This window comes from Haloferax gibbonsii ATCC 33959, from assembly GCF_000336775.1.
GTDB classification, from domain to species: domain Archaea; phylum Halobacteriota; class Halobacteria; order Halobacteriales; family Haloferacaceae; genus Haloferax; species Haloferax gibbonsii.
In genome coordinates this window covers 38,074-55,647 of the sequence record NZ_AOLJ01000028.1, presented here as the reverse complement: position 1 = coordinate 55,647, position 17,574 = coordinate 38,074, and the positions used below count along the sequence as shown (strand labels likewise).

The window sequence follows — 17,574 nt, the reverse complement described above, 5'->3', positions numbered from 1 at the left end:
GGGGTACGGGTGTGGGTGCAGGTGGGGTACGGGTATGGGTGCGGGTTCGGTCAGGCTGTGAGCGTCGCTTTCTCGTCGGACACGAGCTCCCGAACCGCGTCGAACAGCCGCTTCGCGCTGTTCCGGGACGTCCCTTCGACGGTCACGCGAAGGACGCGCTCGGTTCGGCTCGCCCTGACGACGAACCACGCGTCGCCGCGGTCGACGAAGATGCCGTCGTCGGTCCGAACGTCGTCGAAGCGCGCCTGACACTCCGTCGCGAGCCGCGTCATCTCGCGGGCGCAGTTGTCGACCGCGAACGAGTCGAAAAACAGCGGGTACGCCGCCACGTCGCCCGCCTGTTCGGAGAGCGCCGCCCCCTCGTCGACGAGCCGCGCGAGGCGAATCGCCGAGAGCGTCGCGTCCGGACAGGGCGACTCGGCCGGCCACTGGTAGACGCCGCTCGGCTCGCCGCCGAAGACGACGTCCGCGTCCGCCGCCGGTCCGGACCCCGGAATCCCGTCCATCTCGACCCGGACGATGCTTCCCCCCGCGTCGGAGACGACCTCTCCGATGCGACGGCTCGCCTCCAGCGGCACGGCGACGCGGGCGTCCCCGTCCGCATCGCGGACCGTCTCTCGCGCGAACAGCGCGAGGAGCGCGTCTCCGCCGACGACCTCGCCGGTCTCGTCGACGGCCACGAGGCGGTCCGCGTCGGCGTCGTGAGCCAGACCGATATCGGCGTCCGAGGCCGCGACCGCTCGGCGGAGCGTCCCGCACGCGTCGTCGCCCGAGGCGACCCGACGGCGCGGAAACGAGTCGTCCGCGGTTCCGTCGAGGCGCTCGACGTCGCAGCCGAGTCGGTCGAGCGCGTCGGCCATGATGTCGTCGTCCCGCTCGCCGACGTCGACCACGACGCGCGTGTCGGAGACCGAAGTTCGCCCCTCGCAGAGGTGGTCGAGGTGATGTGCCGCGGCGTCGTCCCAGCGACGTTCCTCGCCGATTTCGTCCCACGGGGCGACCTCGGCCGACGAGCCGTTGACCCGGCGGACGACCCTGCTCTGTCGCTCCCACGAGAGGCGCGAGCCGTCGTCGTCGAACAGTTTCAGCCCGGTGTCCTCGGCGGGGTCGCTGACGGTCGTCACCGCCACGCCGGCGTCGCCGCCGAGTCGCCGCACCCCGTGAGAGACGGTCGGGCTCGCCACCGGCCCGAGTCGGTGGACGGTGCCGCCGCACTCGCAGACCCCGGTCGCGACCGCGTCAGCGAGGAGGCGAGCGCTGTCGCTCGGGTCGTGGCCCACGACGATTTCGTCGCCCGTTCCGGCGAGGGCGCGACCGGCTTTGAGGGCGAGTTTCGCGGTCACCTGCGTCCCGTACGAACCGCGGATTCGTGATGGTGCGAACATACCCCACTGTCCGCCCGAGGGGTGTTTACTATCGGCCGGATAATCCCGGTCGGCGTCGCTTAGCGTCCGACAAAACGGCGGGTTCGGTCGTCGAGGCGTCGGTATCGCCCGACACGACCTCGTACACCACGACCCCGTCGTTTCCGTAGACTCGTCGATACCGGGAACTGTCCGCGAGCGAGGTGCGAAGTCGCTCGGTCCCGTCTTCTTCGAGCCCCCGGACGGTGTACGTCCCGCGGGGGACGTACAGGTAGTCGGGCGAGGCGTCGACGGACTCCATCGACGCGGTCACGCAGGTCGCGTTCTCGCAGGTGCTCGCCGTTTTGAACGCCGAAATCTGGTCGTAGTACCTGTCGGGGCTCTTCCATTCGACCCCCCACGGGCCCACGAGCATCGTCCGCTTCGCGTGGTGCGGGAACCACTCGGCCGCGTCCGAGAGCACGACGAACGACGCGTTCGCGTCGGTGTCGTTTCTCGCCCACTCCATGGCCTCTCGGTCGTCGTCGTCCATGAACGAGGGGAGACTCGGACTGCCGTGGTGTGCCGCGCCGAGGCCGCTCGCGGCGTAGAACCCGCCGAGGCTCGTCCCGACGACGAGGACCACGACCAGCGACGAGGCCATCAACTGCCGGTTGTCGAGCGACCCGCGAACGCCGTCGGTCAGCCGCGGCACGACGACGCCGAAAAGCACCGTCGAAATCATCATCGCGCCGGCGACGAACTGGAAGCGCTCCTTCCCGATGACGTACGCGCAGACGAAGAGCCAAAGCGGCAGCGTGAACGTCCTCCGAGAGACGAGCACGCCCGCGGCGGCGAAGCTCGCGAGGAAGAACACCGTGACGACGGTCGGGTCCAGCGGGTAGACGAACTGGTCGAGGAGCCGACCGACGCCGCCGGCGATACCGCTGTGACTGCCCGCCGCACCCACGAAGGCCCCGACGCCGTGAGTGGTGACGACGTTGGCCCACCACGGCGCGGCGAGGACGAGTCCCCCGAGAGCCACCGCGGCACCGCTGAGGAGCCCGGGCAGCGTTCGGTCGAGCATCGCGTAGAGGACGAGCCAACTGACTCCGAAAAACACGGTGTACGTCGGGTGCGAGAGGACGGTCAGTCCGAAGCAGATGACGCCGGAGCCGACCCACAGCGGCCGCCGGGTGCCGCGGCGGAACAGCCTCGCCCCGACGTAAACCCCGCAGAGAGACAGAAAGAACGCGGACGCGCGGACGATGCCGCCGGCCGAGAGGTGCCACTGCAGGACCGGTGGAGCGACCGCGAGAATCGCCGTCGCGACCCCCGCCTGCCGCCGCGTGGGGAGGAGTTCGAGCGCGATTCCGTAGTACGGAACGAGGTAGAGTACCGTCACCACGGCCGGGAGGACGAGGCTGAGCGTCGTTCCCGAGACGCCGAGGTCGGTCAGGAGCGCGACCGCGTAGAACTGAAGGGGCGGGTACGCGAACGGAATCCCGCCGTCGTAGTACGGAATCGAAGTCGGGAGCGCGTAGCCGCCGGTCCGAATCTGCTCGGCGATTTCGAGGTACAGCCCGGACCCGTAGGCCGGGTAGTCGTGGGTCGCCACGTACGTCACCGAGACGACGAGTCCGGCGACGAGGGCGAGGGCGAACCACGCGTGGCTCTCGCGGCCGAGGCCGGGAACGCCGTCGGTGAACGCGTTCGCGCGGCCCGGTGCCGCGGGGTCGAGGCCGTTCGCCGTGTCGTCGGTCGTTGAGTTCATGGAGTAGCTCTCACCTCCGCTTTCGAAGCGAGACGGGGTTCGTGAGCGAGACGCGGTACGGGAGCCACCGCAGTTCGGCGATGGCCCACAGGGCTCCGACGGCGAGCCCGAGACAGGACACCAGCAGCTCTGTGACGCCCATCCACCGCGGGAGGACGTAGTAGACGGCGTTCACGACCGGTCCGGGGAGTACCGACGACTGAGACGGGCCGCCGTCTCCGACCGTCGAGCCGCCGGCCGTCCGATTCCGGAGGCCGAGTTCGTGTGCCGGCGGACCGCCAGCGCTCTCGTCGCCGGTCCCGAGGCGCTCGGCCTCGTAGGGGAACGCGACGGGGACGCTCCAGACGACCTCGCCGGTCTCGTCCAGTTCGAACACGCGGTTGCCGTTCGAGTCCGTCACGAGCGTGTGGCCGTTCGGGAGTCTGTCGGCGTCTCGCGCCCACTGGAGTCGCTTGTCCTGCCAGACCCACGAGCGAACCCACTCGCCACCGGTGTCGCGGTATTCGACGAGGCGGTTGTTCTCCGAATCGGCGACGAGGACGGCGTCGTCGCCGTCCGGGTTCTCGATGTAATCGGGGTTGTGTTGCTCGTAGAGGACGCCGTGAGACCCGTTTCCGAGCGTCCGGTTCTCGACGAGGCCGGTCTCGCGGTCGAGGTACACCACTCTGTCGTGGTTGCGGAGGCTGACCTGAATGAGCCCGCTTTCGAGCACCTCGACGTCGTTGAGGTGGGTCCAATCGGACGGGTACGGCCCGCCGGTCGTCGCGGGGTCGAACGCCGCCTGCGCGTCCCACGACCACTCGACGATGTCCGTCGTCGTGTTCACGACGAACACGCGGTCAGCGGCGATGTCGGCGACGACGTACGTCGAATCGCTCAGTCTGTCGCCGTCGTGCCACCGCGTCGAGTGCTTCCCGGCGGTCACGCGACTGTAAATCCCCTCGACGCTCCCGGTGGTGAGGTTCACGCGCTCGATGCCGTTTCGCGTGCACGCGCTCTCGCCGCCGCACTCTTCGGGTGTCAGGTGGTCCGCGTAGAGGTACTCGACCGTCGCGTTCGTCCCCTCGACGGGGTCGACGTCCCAGTAGCGGGTGTGGGTATCGTCGTAGTATTGCCGCTCTCCGTCGGCACCGAACGCGACGAGTTCGGCGTTCGCTCGCGGGCCGTCGCTCTCTCGTCCGAGCCACGTGTTCGAGTCGGTCGCGATGACCGTCGTCCCGTTCGCGGGCGCGACCCGTGCGCTCTCGCCGGTCGCGTCCGTCACCGCCGAGGTCGGTCGGCTCAGGTACGCGGCCCCGACGATACCCGCGCAGACGAGGAGGGCGACTGCCGCGGCGACTCGCAGATGCGTCCGCTCGACCATTGCGTAGTCGTCCGTGGGTTGACGGTCTTACTATCCGGGTGCTAAACCGCGGGTGGGCTCGTGGCCACCGACGCGGAATCCGTCCACTCGGACCTTACGCACGGAATAATTAGGGTCCCGAGGGCGGGTAGACGACACAATGGCGTCTCGTCTCGGGGCGGCCGAGAGCCTCGTCGTCCTCGGTGTCGTCCTCCTGTTGGCGACGACAGCGGTGCCGACCGCGAGCGTCGTCGATTTCGGCGCGAACGGGGGCGCTTCGACGGCCGCGACGGCCGAGTCGGCACCGAACGGTCCGAAATCTGCCGACGACGTTCGGCTGGTCCCGGTCGGCGACCGGGGGGACCGGCTCTGGCCGTTCACCAGCCGAGACCGGTCGTTTGACGCGCTGACGCTCCCGGTGAACGTCGTCGTCGAGGGGAACCCCGCGCGGGTCCGCTCGCTGCTCCTGTACTCGCGCGACGCGACGTGGGACGAGACGAACGAGTCGTGGCAACAGGCGTCCACCGAACAGGCCCCCACCGACGAGCCGGCCTCCCCGTGGGGGTCGGCCACGGGCGCGGACCGGTTTACCTTCGTCGACACCGCGGACTCGGGCGGGCTGTGGATTGCGGAGTCGATGCAGCTCCACGACGGGACGTACTTCGGGAGCCGAACTCACCTCCGACTGTACGGCGGCGGGACGCCGGACGACTCGTGGACGGCGATTCAGGCCCACCGAGACTACTGGGACTGGTTCCGGCTTCGCCACACGGTGACGAGCCTCGCCGGCCCGCAACACGCCGTCGAACGCGACCTGATGCGCCGCCCGACCGTCGTCGACGTTCGTCGCGAGCGGTTCGCCAACGGCGGCATCATCGACGCCGACGGCTGGGTGTCGGTCGTCGAACTCGGGCCGCCGCAACTCTCGACGCTCCCGAGAGACGACGCGCGTCGCCCCGCGAGCGTCGGGTCGGCGACAGGCAGAGACGAGGCCGCAGAGCGCGCCGGCTCCGAACGCGACGACACCCCCTCGGTACTCGATACGCCGCAGACGGGGCCGGCGGGCGTCGGAACCGTCCTGTCCATGCTCGCCGTCGGCTTCGTCGCCGTCGGTGGACTCGCCGCGCTCGCCACTCGCCGAGACGAACTCGGCGCGCTCGTCGAGCGCCTCCGCTGGTCGCGGCTCGCCGACGACCGATTCCAGCGCGTCGTCGCGCTCGCGGTCGCACTCGTCGCGCTCCCGGTTTTGGTCCGCTCGGCCGCACTCGGGCTCGAACGCGTCGTTCCGAACCACCCGAAGGTCGTCGCCGGACTGCTCTTTCCGGTGTTCGCGCTCGCGCCGGCCGTCCTCGCCGCTCGCCTGCCGCGGGGGTACTCGTCGGAACTGTGGTTCGGCACCGCGTTCGTCGGCTACGGGACGGGTCTCGTCGCCGACTTCGCGATGATAGGAGTCGCCGTCGTCCCGGTCGAAGTCGTCCTCCACCGGTTCGCCGTGCTCGTTGCCCTCGGGGTTCTCGCCGTCGCCGGCCGCCGTCACTTCGAGTCGTCGGAACCCCGCCGAGCGGCGCTTTCGGCGGCCGTCTGCCTGTGGCTGCTCCTGTTCGCGTGGCCGCTTTTCTTGGGTATCTAGGCGCTCTTAGCCCCCGGATAATAACGACACCGCGCTCGAAGACAGTTACCTGCCCTCCCGTACATGTCATCAACACGGCTCTCTAGACGGTCGGTTTTGGCGCTCGCAGGCGCGGGCCTGACCAGCGGGTGCGTCCGGCAGCTCGAATCGACGGTCTCGCGCGACGAGCGGACGCCGCTTTCGCTCTCTATCAAGACCGTTCCCGCGGACACCGACGCGACGGCGACGAGGCTCGCCCGCTACCTCGCCACCCGCCTCCAGACGGTCGGCGTCGCGGCGACCGTGGTCCCGATGAGCCGGGAGGAACTCCTCCGCGACGTGCTCTCGAACCACGACTTCGATATCTACGTCTCCCGGCTGCTGCTCCGGCGCGACCCGGACTTCCTCCGTCCCCTGCTCCACTCTCGCTACGGTCCGGGCCGCGGCTGGCAAAACCCGTTCGGATACGGCGACCTGTCGTTGGACTCGCTTCTGGAGCGACAGCGGACCGAGACCGGTTCCGTCCGCGCCGCGACGCTCGCGGAGATTCAACGGCGCGTCGTGGAGGCCCAACCGTTCACGCCCGTCGCGGCCCCCGCCCCGGCTCAGGCGACGCGGCCGGTGCGGGTCGACTGGCCCGACGGCGTTGGAATCCACAGCCTCACGGGATACCTCGGTGCGAGGGCTGTCACCACCACGGCGACCGCCTCGCGGACCGAGTCGACGGTCACGCCGTCGGCGACGCCCGCCCCGACCGAGCAGTCGACGTCAGCGACGACCTCGACGCCCGCCCCGACCTCGACGCCCGCGACGACGACCGACGAACCGACCCCCGAAAACGAACTCCGAATGACGATAGGCGACTCGCGTCCGACGGAGAACCTCAACCCGCTTTCGACGCCGTTTCGGTCGGACGGGACGCTCCTCGACCTCGTCTACGACTCGTTGGGTCGTCCGGTCTACGACCGGATGCGGCCGTGGATGGCCGCGTCGTGGGAGTGGGCCGACGGGGACGATACGACGCTTTCGGTCCGGCTCCGCGACGACCTCGCGTGGCACGACGGCGAGCCGATAACGGCGGCGGACGTGGCGTTCACCTTCCGGTTCATCTCCGACACGGCACTCGGCTCGCTCGACCAGCCGGTCCCGTCGCCGCGATACCGCGGCCGCGCCTCGCTCGTCGAGTCGGTCGACGCCGCGTCCGACCGCGAGGTGACGATTCGGTTCGGCGACGTGAGCGAACCGGTCGCGGCGCGCGCGCTGACGATTCCGGTGCTCCCCGAACACGTCTGGGAGCCGTTCGCCCGCCCGACGAGCGCCTCGTGGCTCGACGGCGGCCACGTCACCGAGGCGCTCGTCCGGAACAACCTCGACCCGGTCGGAAGCGGACCGCTCCGCGTGACGGGAACGACGGCCAGAGAGTCGGTTTCGATGGAACCGTTCGAGGACCACTTCCTCGCCGACGACGCGCTCGACGGCCGACTGTCCCGGTTCGACGGCGGCTTCTCGTTCGACTCGCTGCGGTTCGACGTCGTTCCCTCCGACGGCGCCGCCGTCGAACTGCTCGCGACCGACGCCGTCGACGCGACGGCGAACTCGCTGTCGGCCGATTCGAGGGCGGCCGCGGCGGACGAACCCGGAATCTCCGTTCGCACCAGCCGGCCCGAGTGGTGCTATCACGTCGGCTACAACCACCGACGGCCGCCGTTCATGAACCCCCGGTTCCGACGGGCGGTCGCCCGGCTCGTCGACCGCGAGTTCCTCGTGGATTCGGTGTTCGACGGCGAGACCGAACCGGCGTCGTCACCGCTGGTCGCGACGACGTACGTCCCAGCGGGTGATGCGTGGGACGAGGCCGTGTCCGAACTCGAGTTCGTCGGCGACTCGGGGACCGGCACGCTCGACGCGGAGCGAGCGCGGTCGGTGTTCGAAGACGCGGGATACGCCTACTCGGGCGACGGCGACCTCCTCATTCAAGAATGATTTCCGCTCAGTCCTCGATAGGCTTCTCACCGCTCGTCGCGGTTCTCGCCCGCGTGCTCGGCGGCGCGGCTGTCGCGTTGGCGCTCGCAACGCTCGCTATCGTCGGCCCGTCGCGTCTCGCGGCGGCGTGCGGGTCGGGGAGCGACCGCTTGCGCGAGGCCGCGCCGTACCTCGGTCTGCTGGCGGTCGTTCTCCTCGTGAACAAGGTCGCCCGCGGCGTCGGCCCGGAAGTGTCGTGGGCGCTGGGCTGGAACGCCACCGGCGTCATCTACGCTATCGAGGGGAACTTCGTCCAGCACGTTCAGTCGCTCGCGACGCCGGCGCTCACCGCCGTCCTCTCGACCGTGTACCTCTCGGGGTACGTCTTCCTGCTCACGTTCCCGTTCGTCGCGTACTTCGCGGCGGCCGACGAGCGACCGCTGAAACTCACCGCGGTCACGTACGCGGCGAACTACGCCATCGGCCTGACCTGCTACGTCCTGTTTATCTCCTACGGTCCCCGTAACCTCCTGCCGGGACAGGTCGAGTCGCTTCTGTACAGCACCTACCCGCAGACGCAGATACTCACCGGCGAGGTGAACGTGAACACGAACGTGTTCCCGTCGCTTCACACGTCGCTTTCGGTCTCGGCGGCGGCGATTGCGATTCGGACGCGGGAGACGTACCCCGCGTGGGCCGTCGTCGCGTCGGTGCTCGCCGCCGCGGTCGCCTTCTCGACGATGTACCTCGGGATTCACTGGGGGACCGACGTCGTCGCCGGCGTCGTCCTCGGAGTCGGCAGCGTCGCGTTCGGCGATTGGCTCGTCGGCCGCCGGTCCGCCGACGCGTAACCCTTACCGCCCGGATAATAAGGTCCGGGCGGTTCCTGTGGTCGGTCGTGAGCGCCATCATTACACTTCGAATCCCGGCGTCCGCGTTCGTTCTCGATGATGTCCTCTCACGCAGTTCCATCACCGAGGCGCGTCTGGTTCGCTCCGTGCAACTCGATGGGCCCACGCTCTCGCCGCTGCTGTGGGTCCGGAGTGACGACCCAGCGCAGATTGCGTCGTCGCTTCGTGACGACCCGAGCGTCGGGTCGGTCGCACCGTTCGCCCCGTCGTCCCACGGCGGCGTCTACCGCCTGAGCCTCAGACCGCTCGCCGACGAGTTCATGCAACTGTTCGTCGACGGCGGCCTCAGCGTTCTCGACGCCCACGGCCGAGACGGTGAGTGGGTGGTCCGCGTCTTCGCCCACGACCGCGACTCGATCGGGTCGCTCGGCGACGGATGGCGACGCACCGGAACGGAGTTCGACGTCGAACGGCTTCGGTCGCCCGAGAACCTCGAGGACCCGACGCGGTTCGGGCTGACCGACCGGCAGTACCGCACCCTCGTCACCGCGTTCCGACAGGGGTACTACAGCGTTCCCCGCGATTCGGGTATCAGGGAGCTCTCGAACGCGTTCGGTGTCACCCACCAGGCGACCTCGCAGCGACTCCGACGCGGTCACGAGCGGCTGATTCGGAGGGCGCTCGTCGAGCGGCCACCTCCGAGTCTCCCCTATTAGTTGCTTGCACTTGCAACCGATAAGACGAGGGGTCTAGTCGAGGTAACAACTGTTGGAATGAGTACTCGGTGTGAACGACAGAGTCGTACGCTGTGACCCCTCGCCGAGCAGTCGGTCCCACGACCGACTGCGCGCTCTGTTCTGTCGGCTCCGGGACCTGCGCGTCCCATCGGTTGCGTCCCACGTCCCGGCGCTTCCACCGCCGTCGAACGCTCGGCGCGACGGGCACTCGTTCCCGCCCTCGATATCGACATCGACATCGACGAGCCGCCGGCTATCCGGCGACCGAACCAGCCGAGTACCGTTACCGCAATCTATGACACAGAACGCATCCCTAACCACGTTGGTAACACGTACAAAAAGATGAGGAACAGATAGTGAGCTATGGCGGACCGCAGTAACGACGACACCCACTTGGCCGGGACCGCGGCGGGCACCACCGGAGCGGGAGGTGGTGCGCTCGGGTATCGACGAGCCATCGCCTCGCGTTTCGCGGCCTACTGGCACGCGTTCATCCGCCTCGTTGTGTCCCTCTCGAACCGCTCCGGCCGCAGAAACGGTGGGCAACCGACCACTGATTCGGTGGACGCGTCCCCGTATTCAGAGAGATACGTGTCGTCCGCCCCCGACGCGAATCACGGGCTTCTCGGCGTCGACCCCGAACTGCTCAACTCCGAGCGCCGAATCCTTCAACTGCTCATCGTCGAGGGCGGCCGACTGCCGCAGTCGCAGTTGGTCGAGCGGACGCGGTGGTCCGACTCCACGATCAGCCGAACGCTGTGTCGGATGGAGACGCAGGGGCGAATCGAGCGCTTCCAACTCGGGTCGGGGAAGTGCGTCGTCCTCCCGCAGGACGACGAGTAGCCGATTCGACCGCTCGGTCGACTCGCCGTGGAGCGTGCCGTGAGGGCGCGCCCCCGCGCACAGACGCGACGAGGACGCCGACGTGAGACTCGATTGCGGACCGGGCGAAGTCCCACTGTCGCGATTCACAGCGCGAGCGTGACCGTCCCGAACAGCATGAACAGGAACACGAGCTGGCGCGCTCGGACGTACGACGGTCCGACGCGGTTCACGTGGCCCAACCCCGACGTGACGACCGCGAGGCCGACGAACAGTGCGCTCACCGCGGCGAATTCTCCCGTGAGCATCGCCTACCGAACCTCCTCAGGGGCAGCGATTGGCGTCTCTGTCCCGCTCGGCGTCTCTGTCCCGCTTGTTACGTGTCCACGAGGCATGGTCGTGGATTGTGCGCATCGGCATATCCTTATTCAGGCTGTAACTGAAACGGAACAGACGGCGCATTCATAATATCCTGTTGTCACTTCACCGAACTCTCTGCGGTCGGCTCGGCGTCGGCCGGCGTTACAGCCTCGGTAAGCCGAGCGAAATAGTGCCGCGAGACGAACCGTTCGACTGCTCAGGGATTCGCTGGCGTCACTCCTCGGTGAGCGCGCGATAGCCGAAAAAGAGGACGACGAGCGCGGCGGGGACGAGGGCGAAAGACGTGTCCAGTGGACTCACGCTCGATGCGGTGACGGCGACGCCGGCGACGCCAACCAGGATGACGGCGACGTTCACTAACCGCTTTCGCGAGACCGTCACTCGGTCGTCAGTCGGCTCGGGCGCGACCGAACCGCGGTTCGTGTCTCCCGCGTTATCGACGGTCGAACCCGCGTTCAGCTCGCTCGACGCGCGAGTCGCGTGGGCACCGTCGTGGGTCGGCGAAAAGACGCGCCCGGTCTCGCGGTGGAAGACGAGACGACCGTCGGCGTCGAGTCGCGGCAGGTCGAAGTCGAAGAGCACGCTGTGTATCTCCTCGTCCGTCGGGACCATCCCGTCCGTCTCGTCTTGGAACCACTCCGAGAGCGCGACGGTCAGCTCGCCGACGGTGTACGGCGTCTCGGAACGCTCGTTCACGAGCGAAACGATGGTGTCCCGTCGTCGAGATTCGGTGACACCGCCGAGACCGGGTCTGTCGTCGAGTGATGGTCCAGGTTGCTCTCCGGTGTCGTCGGGGCCGCCCGGTGCCCACGATGGTGCCATTGACGTGCTCGACTATGTAATCTATAAAAATAAAACTACGGTGTCCCGCCCCACTGAATCGCTGGAATCGACGCTTCAGTGGCGCTGTGGGCTTATCTAAACCATAATAATGGGTTCCTGGTGTCTGGCACTCGACAGCGGTCGCAGGACCGCAGGACATGCTATGAGACGCACACACCCAAGCGACTATCGACGCGACTGTTCGGCGCTTCACGGCGCGGCTGCTCCGACGCGCGGAGGACGACGCCGATGACTGGAGACATCAGTATCGCCTCCCCGGTTCTCGGTGACGAAGAACTCGACCGCATCGAGTCCGTCGTCGAGTCGGGCATGATCGCGGACGGCCCCGAGGTACGGACGTTCGAGTCCGAGTTCGCGGACTACTGCGACGCCGACCACGGCGTCGCCACGTCGAACGGGACCACCGCGCTGCACACGGCGCTCGAAGCGGTCGGCGTCGGCCCCGGCGACCGCGTCTTGACGACGCCCTTCTCGTTCGTCGCGACGGCGAACGCGATTCGGTTCGCCGGTGCCGAGCCGGTGTTCGCGGACATCGACCCCGAGACGTTCAACCTCGACCCCGAGCGGGTCGAAGCGACCCTCGAATCGCTCGACTCGGACGTGCAGGCGATGGTCGTCGTCCACCTCTACGGCCTCCCCGCGCCGATGGGCGAACTCCGCGACATCGCCGACGACTACGACGTGGCTCTCGTCGAAGACGCGGCGCAGGCCCACGGTGCCGAGTACTTCGACACGCCGGTCGGGTCGCTCGGCGACGCCGCGAGCTTCTCGTTTTATCCGACGAAGAACATGACCACCGGCGAAGGCGGGATGGTCGTCACCGACGACGAGACCGTCGCACAGAACGCCGCGAGCTTCGTCAACCACGGCCGGGAGACCGACGGGTACCGTCACGTCTCGCTCGGTCACAACTTCCGGATGACGAGCGTCGCGGCCGCGATGGGTCGCGCCCAACTCGAACGCCTGCCCGGCTTCATCGAGAACCGTCGCTCGAACGCGGCGCGACTCGACGAGCTGTTGGCCGACACGGACGCGGCGACGCCGACGGTCCCCGACGGGTTCGACCACTCGTACCACCAGTACACGATTCGGGTCGGCAACCGCGACTCGGTCGTCGAACAGCTGGACGAACGCGGCATCGGGTGCGGGATTTACTATCCGCGGTGCATCCACGACCAGCCCGCCTACGACTTCCTCGACGCCCGTGCGCCCGTCGCCGAACGGGTCGCAGAGCAGGCTCTCTCCATCCCGGTACACCCAAGCCTCACCGAAGCGGAGGTCGAGCGAGTCGGGACCGTCCTCCGAGACGAGGTCACCATCGTCCCTCCGGCCGGCACTCGCGCGTCCACCGCGGAGGCGTCCGATGACTGACGACACCGTCGCGGCCGGCGTCATCGGCGTCGGGAGCATGGGACAGAACCACGCCCGGGTGTACGACGAACTGGGCGACACGGCGCTCGTCGGCGTCTTCGACGTCGACGGCGACCGGGCCGAGTCCGTCGCGAACGACTACGGGACGACCGCGCGGTCGATGGACGACCTCCTCGACGCGGCGGACATCGTCTCCGTCGTCGTGCCGACGCAGTTCCACTACGAGAACGCGAAGCGCGCCCTCGAATCGGACGTTCACGTCCTCGTCGAGAAACCGTTCGTCGAAGACCCCGAGAACGGACAGGAACTCGTCGACATCGCCGACGAGCGGGACCTCGTGTTGCAGGTCGGTCACATCGAGCGGTTCAACCCGGCGGTTCGCGCCCTCCGCGACCTCGTCGACGACCTCGACATCCACGCGGTCTCGACCGAGCGACTCGGGCCGCCCGTCGACCGCGCCATCGACGACACGGTCGTGATGGACCTGATGATTCACGACCTCGACATCGTCCTCGACATCGTCGACGGCGCGGTCGACTCGTACGACGCCGTGGGAACGCCGGACTGCAGCCACGCGAACGCGAACCTCGCGTTCGACTCCGGAGTGACGGCGTCGCTCACGACGAGCCGCGTCACCCAAGAGAAAGTCCGCGGCCTCACCATCTCGGCGGCCGACTGCCGCGTGAAGATCGACTACATCGAACAGAACATCGAGATTCACCGCTCGTCGGTCCCCTCGTACATCGACGACGAGTCGCTCGTCCGCCACCGCCACGAGAACTTCGTGGAGACGCTCGCGGTCGAACAGGTCGAGCCCCTACAGAGCGAACTGCGGTCGTTCGCGAACGCCGCCTCGACCGGTACGGAGCCCGTCGTGGACGGCGAGCAGGGGCTTCGGGTGTTGAAGCTGACGAAGGACCTCGACGAGGCTGCACGAGAAACCCTCGACGGCGGGGCCCGACTGACCTCCACGGTCGACTGAAACACGAGCTTTATCGGGCTTATCACGTGCCTTTGCTGGATCAACAATCGGGTTTTCGCTGAATTGCTATCGGGCGCTTCTCGACTGTTGTCAAATAGGCAACAAAGCCGATGTCTTGCGATTATACGCCGGTGAAACGGTCTGAAACAGTCACTAAACTGCTGCAATATGCCTTGATTCCGGTCGGGTTTTCACAACAGTTCGGAAAATCCGGGACGGTGTTGACGCTTTATTTGGGGCCACAGTAACGGTTGGAGCGAGCATGACCACTCAAGTGAACGGTACCGAAAGCGCGCTCATCGACCAGCATACGAATGCGGCCGAGCAGAACACGGAACTTGGGAAAGACGAGATATACCACCTGCTCCAGAACGAGCGCCGTCGGAAGGTTCTCGAATACCTGCGCGACCGCGAAGGACCGGTTCAGATGCGGGACATCGCGGAGCAGGTCGCCGCGTGGGAGCACGATACGACCGTTCAGGCGTTGATGTCCGACCAGCGCCAGCGCGTCTATATCGCCCTCTACCAAGCGCACCTCCCGAAACTCGACGAAGAGGGCGTCATCGACTACAATCAGAGCAGGGGTATCGTCGAGAAGACGCCCCTCGCAAACGAGCTCGCGGCGCACCTCGAACTCCCCGACGATGACGACGACGAGACGGACGTCGAGTCCGAGCGACCGTGGGGGGCGTACTATCTCTCCGTCTCGGGGCTGAGTACGCTCTTTATCGGCGCATCCGGACTCGGACTCTTCGGGTTCGGCTCCATCCCTCACCTCCTCGTCGCGCTCGCGGTCATGAGCGTCTACACGGCGCTCACGTTCTGGCAGGTTCTCGACAATTTTGAGACGGGCGACGAGGAATAACGCTCTTCGAGTTCTATCGCGCAACGTACGCCGTTCGTCTGGTTCCGACCTAAGTACCCGCTATATCGAGGGTGATTTATCCGTCTCTCGACTCGAACTATCCAGATAGGTAGCTACTGCCCAGCTGTCATAACAGGCCGTGAGATTCATATTGTTGAACTAGAATCATCGATACAGCGCAAAATTGGCCCCAATGATTTCAGACGTGCGCCCTCTTCGTTCGCGAGCACTCGGTGGAGTCTCCCAATGGTCTCCCGCGAGCCGAGCGAACGTCACGTCGCCCCCGAGCCGACGCGCCCGAATCGAGGTGACTCTCCGATAACCATGTCGTATGCCCGCGTGGTGTTCGTTCTGGTCGCGCTCGTTCTCACGGGCGCGGTCCTTCCCGCACCGGTGATGGCGATGGACGAAGAGACGACCGCACCGGTGATGGCAATGGACGAAGAGACGACCAACGAAACGTCCATCGAAGGGGCGTTCACGAACACGGTTCCGGTCGACCGGTCGCGGGAGTCGACGTTCCTCTGGGCGTCCGAAAGCAACACGCTATCGGTCGAGTTCGACGCCCCGAACGAGTCGAACATCTACGAGGTGTGTGTGAGAAACGAGAGCGGCTACCGGGTCGACTGCACCGATAAGGGCATCTCGTCCGGCACGCAGACCGTCGAGTTCTCGTACGAATCCCTCTCGGAGTTCGAGGGCTCGAGCAACGTCTCCGTCGTCCTCTGGAACAGTTTCCCGGGGCAGTCAGAGCAGATTGCCAGCGACACGGTCAATATCACGATACTCCAGAAAGATGGCGACGTCGACGGCGACAAACTCAGCAACGCGAACGAACTGTCCAACAACACCTCGATGTTCCTTATGGACACGGATAAGGACAGCCTCCAAGACGGGGCCGAGGTGAAAAATTACGGGACGTCCCCGACGGACCCGGACACGGACGGCGACGGACTGAACGACGCGGCCGAACTGTCGAACTCGCTGGACCCGACGGACCCCGACACGGACGGTGATGGCATCCCCGACGGCGTCGAGATGCGACTCGGGACGCCGCCGAACGACAGCACCGCCGACACGGACGGCGACGGACTGGACGACGGGTACGAGTACGAACACGGGACCGACCCCGTCGACCCCGACACGGACGGCGACGGGCTGAACGACGGGCTAGAGCGGAAGCTCGGAACGGAGCCCACCGACGGCAGCACGACTCCGATGCTCGTGTTCACCGGCGGGACGCTGCTCGGAGTCGTCGCCGTCGGCGGCCGCTGGTTCCTCGCCTCGTCGAAGTACCAGCTCGAAGCACCGGTGTCCGCGCCGCAACTGTTCGAGCCGGCCGGGGCCGAAACGGACGACGGAGACGACGAATCGGACTCGCCATCGACGCCGCCGGAGTTCGACCGAGACGAACTCCAGCAGTCGTCACAGCCCGTCTTGACCGACGAGGACAAAGTCATTCAACTGCTCCGCGACAACGGCGGCTGGGTCTACCAGAGTAAAATCGTCGAGCAGACGGGCTGGTCGAAATCGAAGGTCAGCCGACTGCTTTCGAGCATGGACGAGTTCGGAACGGTGGAGAAGATCTCTGTCGGCCGACAGAACATCGTCGCCGAAGAGGGGTCGATGCCCGAGGGTGCGGGGTCGCCGTTCGACGAGTGACCCCTCGCGGTCGTCTCGTCGTTTCGACTCGGTTTTCCCCGGCTTCCACCCCGCGTTACGCGCTCACTCTGTTCTGAACGCCTCTGACGACGCTGTAGACGAGACCGGGGAGCTGCGCCGGCCCGGGTGTCGAGCCCGCGCGCAGGTACGCCAGTCCCGCGTCGAACCGTCCCTCGCGGAGGTACTGCGCGGCGAGCGCGTACTGGTGGGTGCCGGTGACGTCGTAGCCGCGGGTCTCTAACTCGACGACCTCCTCGGCGAACGTCTTGAGGAAGTGCGCGTTGGCCCGCCGGACGGCGTCCGCGCTCGGTCCGCCGGAGGGGTACCGCCGCAACAGGGGTTCGTCGACGTAGGCGAGTTTTCCCTCCTTCAGGACGCGGATGAGGAACTCCGTGTCCTGGTAGCGGTCGAACGACTCGTCGAACCCGCCGATTCGCTCGACCACCTCGGACTCGACGACGAGCGTCGAGCCCGCGCTGGTGTGGAGGTTCTCCATGAGAATCTCCTTGATGAGTTCCTCGCCGCCTTCCGCCCCTTCTCGGGAGTCGTGTGTTCCGAGGACGGACTTGACGCGCTCCACGAGCGGGTTGGCGTCCGCGTCGTCGAGAATCATCGTCCCGCAGTACGCGGCGACCCACTCGTCGGACCGTCGTTCGAGCGTCTCGACCTGCCGTTCGAGCTTCGTCTCTGCCCACTCGTCGTCGGAATCGAGGAGCGCGATGTAGTCGCCGGTCGCGACCTCGATTCCGGTGTTCCGGGCGGCGCTTCCACCCTGATTCGTCTCGTGGACGAGGTAGTTCACTCTCGGGTCGTCGTAGGCGGTGACGACCGACGCTGTGTCGTCCGTGGAGGCGTCGTCGACGACGATGACCTCAACGTCCGACAGCGTCTGGTCGAGCGCGCTGTCGATGGCGCGCGGGATGTCGTCCGCGCGGTTGTACGTGGGGATGATGACGCTCACTGTCGGCATCGGGTATCGCCTCTTACTCTCCGTCGGGGGCGCATTATTATCGAGCAGGTAACGCGCGGG

The 17,574-nt window shown here is 67.0% G+C and carries 15 protein-coding genes; 9 read left to right on the top strand and 6 right to left on the bottom strand.

Annotation, left to right across the window (positions count from 1 at the left end; translation table 11 throughout):
- Positions 1-50 precede the first annotated feature (50 nt).
- The 3 genes from C454_RS18380 to C454_RS18370 are packed head-to-tail and all read right to left on the bottom strand — an operon-like array spanning position 51 to position 4,480.
- Complete coding sequence (locus C454_RS18380; protein WP_081605264.1) at positions 51-1,385, bottom strand: phosphohexomutase domain-containing protein; 1,335 nt, start codon at positions 1,383-1,385, stop codon at positions 51-53.
- A 28-nt stretch (positions 1,386-1,413) separates the two neighbouring features.
- The gene (locus C454_RS18375) at positions 1,414-3,117 is read right to left on the bottom strand and encodes an ArnT family glycosyltransferase (protein ID WP_004977938.1); all 1,704 of its coding nucleotides are present in this window, start codon (positions 3,115-3,117) and stop codon (positions 1,414-1,416) included.
- A 10-nt stretch (positions 3,118-3,127) separates the two neighbouring features.
- Positions 3,128-4,480 (bottom strand): arylsulfotransferase family protein, encoded by a 1,353-nt coding sequence (locus C454_RS18370; RefSeq protein WP_004977936.1) that lies wholly within the window; start codon positions 4,478-4,480, stop codon positions 3,128-3,130.
- 139 nt (positions 4,481-4,619) lie between these two features.
- On the opposite strand from C454_RS18370, the gene C454_RS18365 reads away from it, so the two are divergent.
- The 5 genes from C454_RS18365 to C454_RS21080 all read left to right on the top strand — a co-directional run bounded on the left by C454_RS18365 (position 4,620) and on the right by C454_RS21080 (position 10,461).
- Complete coding sequence (locus C454_RS18365) at positions 4,620-6,089, top strand: hypothetical protein (protein ID WP_004977935.1); 1,470 nt, start codon at positions 4,620-4,622, stop codon at positions 6,087-6,089.
- A gap of 96 nt (positions 6,090-6,185) precedes the next feature.
- Positions 6,186-8,051, top strand: a complete 1,866-nt coding sequence (locus C454_RS18360) for an ABC transporter substrate-binding protein (protein WP_004977932.1) — start codon at positions 6,186-6,188, stop codon at positions 8,049-8,051.
- On the top strand, positions 8,048-8,881 hold the full coding sequence (locus C454_RS18355) for a phosphatase PAP2 family protein (protein WP_004977931.1): 834 nt from the start codon (positions 8,048-8,050) through the stop codon (positions 8,879-8,881). The genes C454_RS18360 and C454_RS18355 overlap by 4 nt, the downstream gene beginning before the upstream one ends.
- Positions 8,882-9,027: 146 nt before the next feature.
- On the top strand, positions 9,028-9,597 hold the full coding sequence (locus tag C454_RS18350; protein ID WP_004977928.1) for a helix-turn-helix domain-containing protein: 570 nt from the start codon (positions 9,028-9,030) through the stop codon (positions 9,595-9,597).
- Between the two features lie 384 nt (positions 9,598-9,981).
- Positions 9,982-10,461, top strand: coding sequence for a helix-turn-helix transcriptional regulator (locus tag C454_RS21080; protein ID WP_231608393.1), 480 nt, complete (start codon positions 9,982-9,984; stop codon positions 10,459-10,461).
- Positions 10,462-10,586: 125 nt separating this feature from the next.
- Here C454_RS21080 and C454_RS20585 read toward each other — a convergent pair whose 3' ends face one another.
- Together C454_RS20585 and C454_RS18340 are read right to left on the bottom strand one after the other, a co-directional pair.
- Positions 10,587-10,748 carry a hypothetical protein gene (locus tag C454_RS20585; RefSeq protein ID WP_156224453.1) on the bottom strand — a complete coding sequence of 54 codons (162 nt, stop codon included), beginning with the start codon at positions 10,746-10,748 and terminating at the stop codon, positions 10,587-10,589.
- Positions 10,749-11,034: 286 nt separating this feature from the next.
- Positions 11,035-11,643, bottom strand: coding sequence for a hypothetical protein (locus C454_RS18340; RefSeq protein WP_049905290.1), 609 nt, complete (start codon positions 11,641-11,643; stop codon positions 11,035-11,037).
- Positions 11,644-11,892: 249 nt separating this feature from the next.
- Between C454_RS18340 and C454_RS18335 the strand changes: the two genes are divergently transcribed.
- From C454_RS18335 to C454_RS18320, 4 genes are all read left to right on the top strand, one after another.
- Positions 11,893-13,035, top strand: coding sequence for a DegT/DnrJ/EryC1/StrS family aminotransferase (locus C454_RS18335; RefSeq protein WP_004977921.1), 1,143 nt, complete (start codon positions 11,893-11,895; stop codon positions 13,033-13,035).
- Complete coding sequence (locus C454_RS18330; RefSeq protein ID WP_004977919.1) at positions 13,028-14,017, top strand: Gfo/Idh/MocA family protein; 990 nt, start codon at positions 13,028-13,030, stop codon at positions 14,015-14,017. Before C454_RS18335 ends, C454_RS18330 begins: the two co-directional genes overlap by 8 nt.
- Before the next feature lie 262 nt (positions 14,018-14,279).
- Positions 14,280-14,882: a DUF7344 domain-containing protein gene (locus C454_RS18325; RefSeq protein ID WP_049905289.1), complete on the top strand. Its 603-nt coding sequence runs from the start codon at positions 14,280-14,282 to the stop codon at positions 14,880-14,882.
- A 324-nt stretch (positions 14,883-15,206) separates the two neighbouring features.
- Positions 15,207-16,544: a helix-turn-helix transcriptional regulator gene (locus C454_RS18320; protein WP_004977915.1), complete on the top strand. Its 1,338-nt coding sequence runs from the start codon at positions 15,207-15,209 to the stop codon at positions 16,542-16,544.
- A gap of 55 nt (positions 16,545-16,599) precedes the next feature.
- Here the strand turns inward: C454_RS18320 and C454_RS18315 are convergent, their stop codons facing one another.
- Complete coding sequence (locus C454_RS18315; protein ID WP_004977912.1) at positions 16,600-17,514, bottom strand: glycosyltransferase family 2 protein; 915 nt, start codon at positions 17,512-17,514, stop codon at positions 16,600-16,602.
- Between the last annotated feature and the right edge of the window lie 60 nt (positions 17,515-17,574).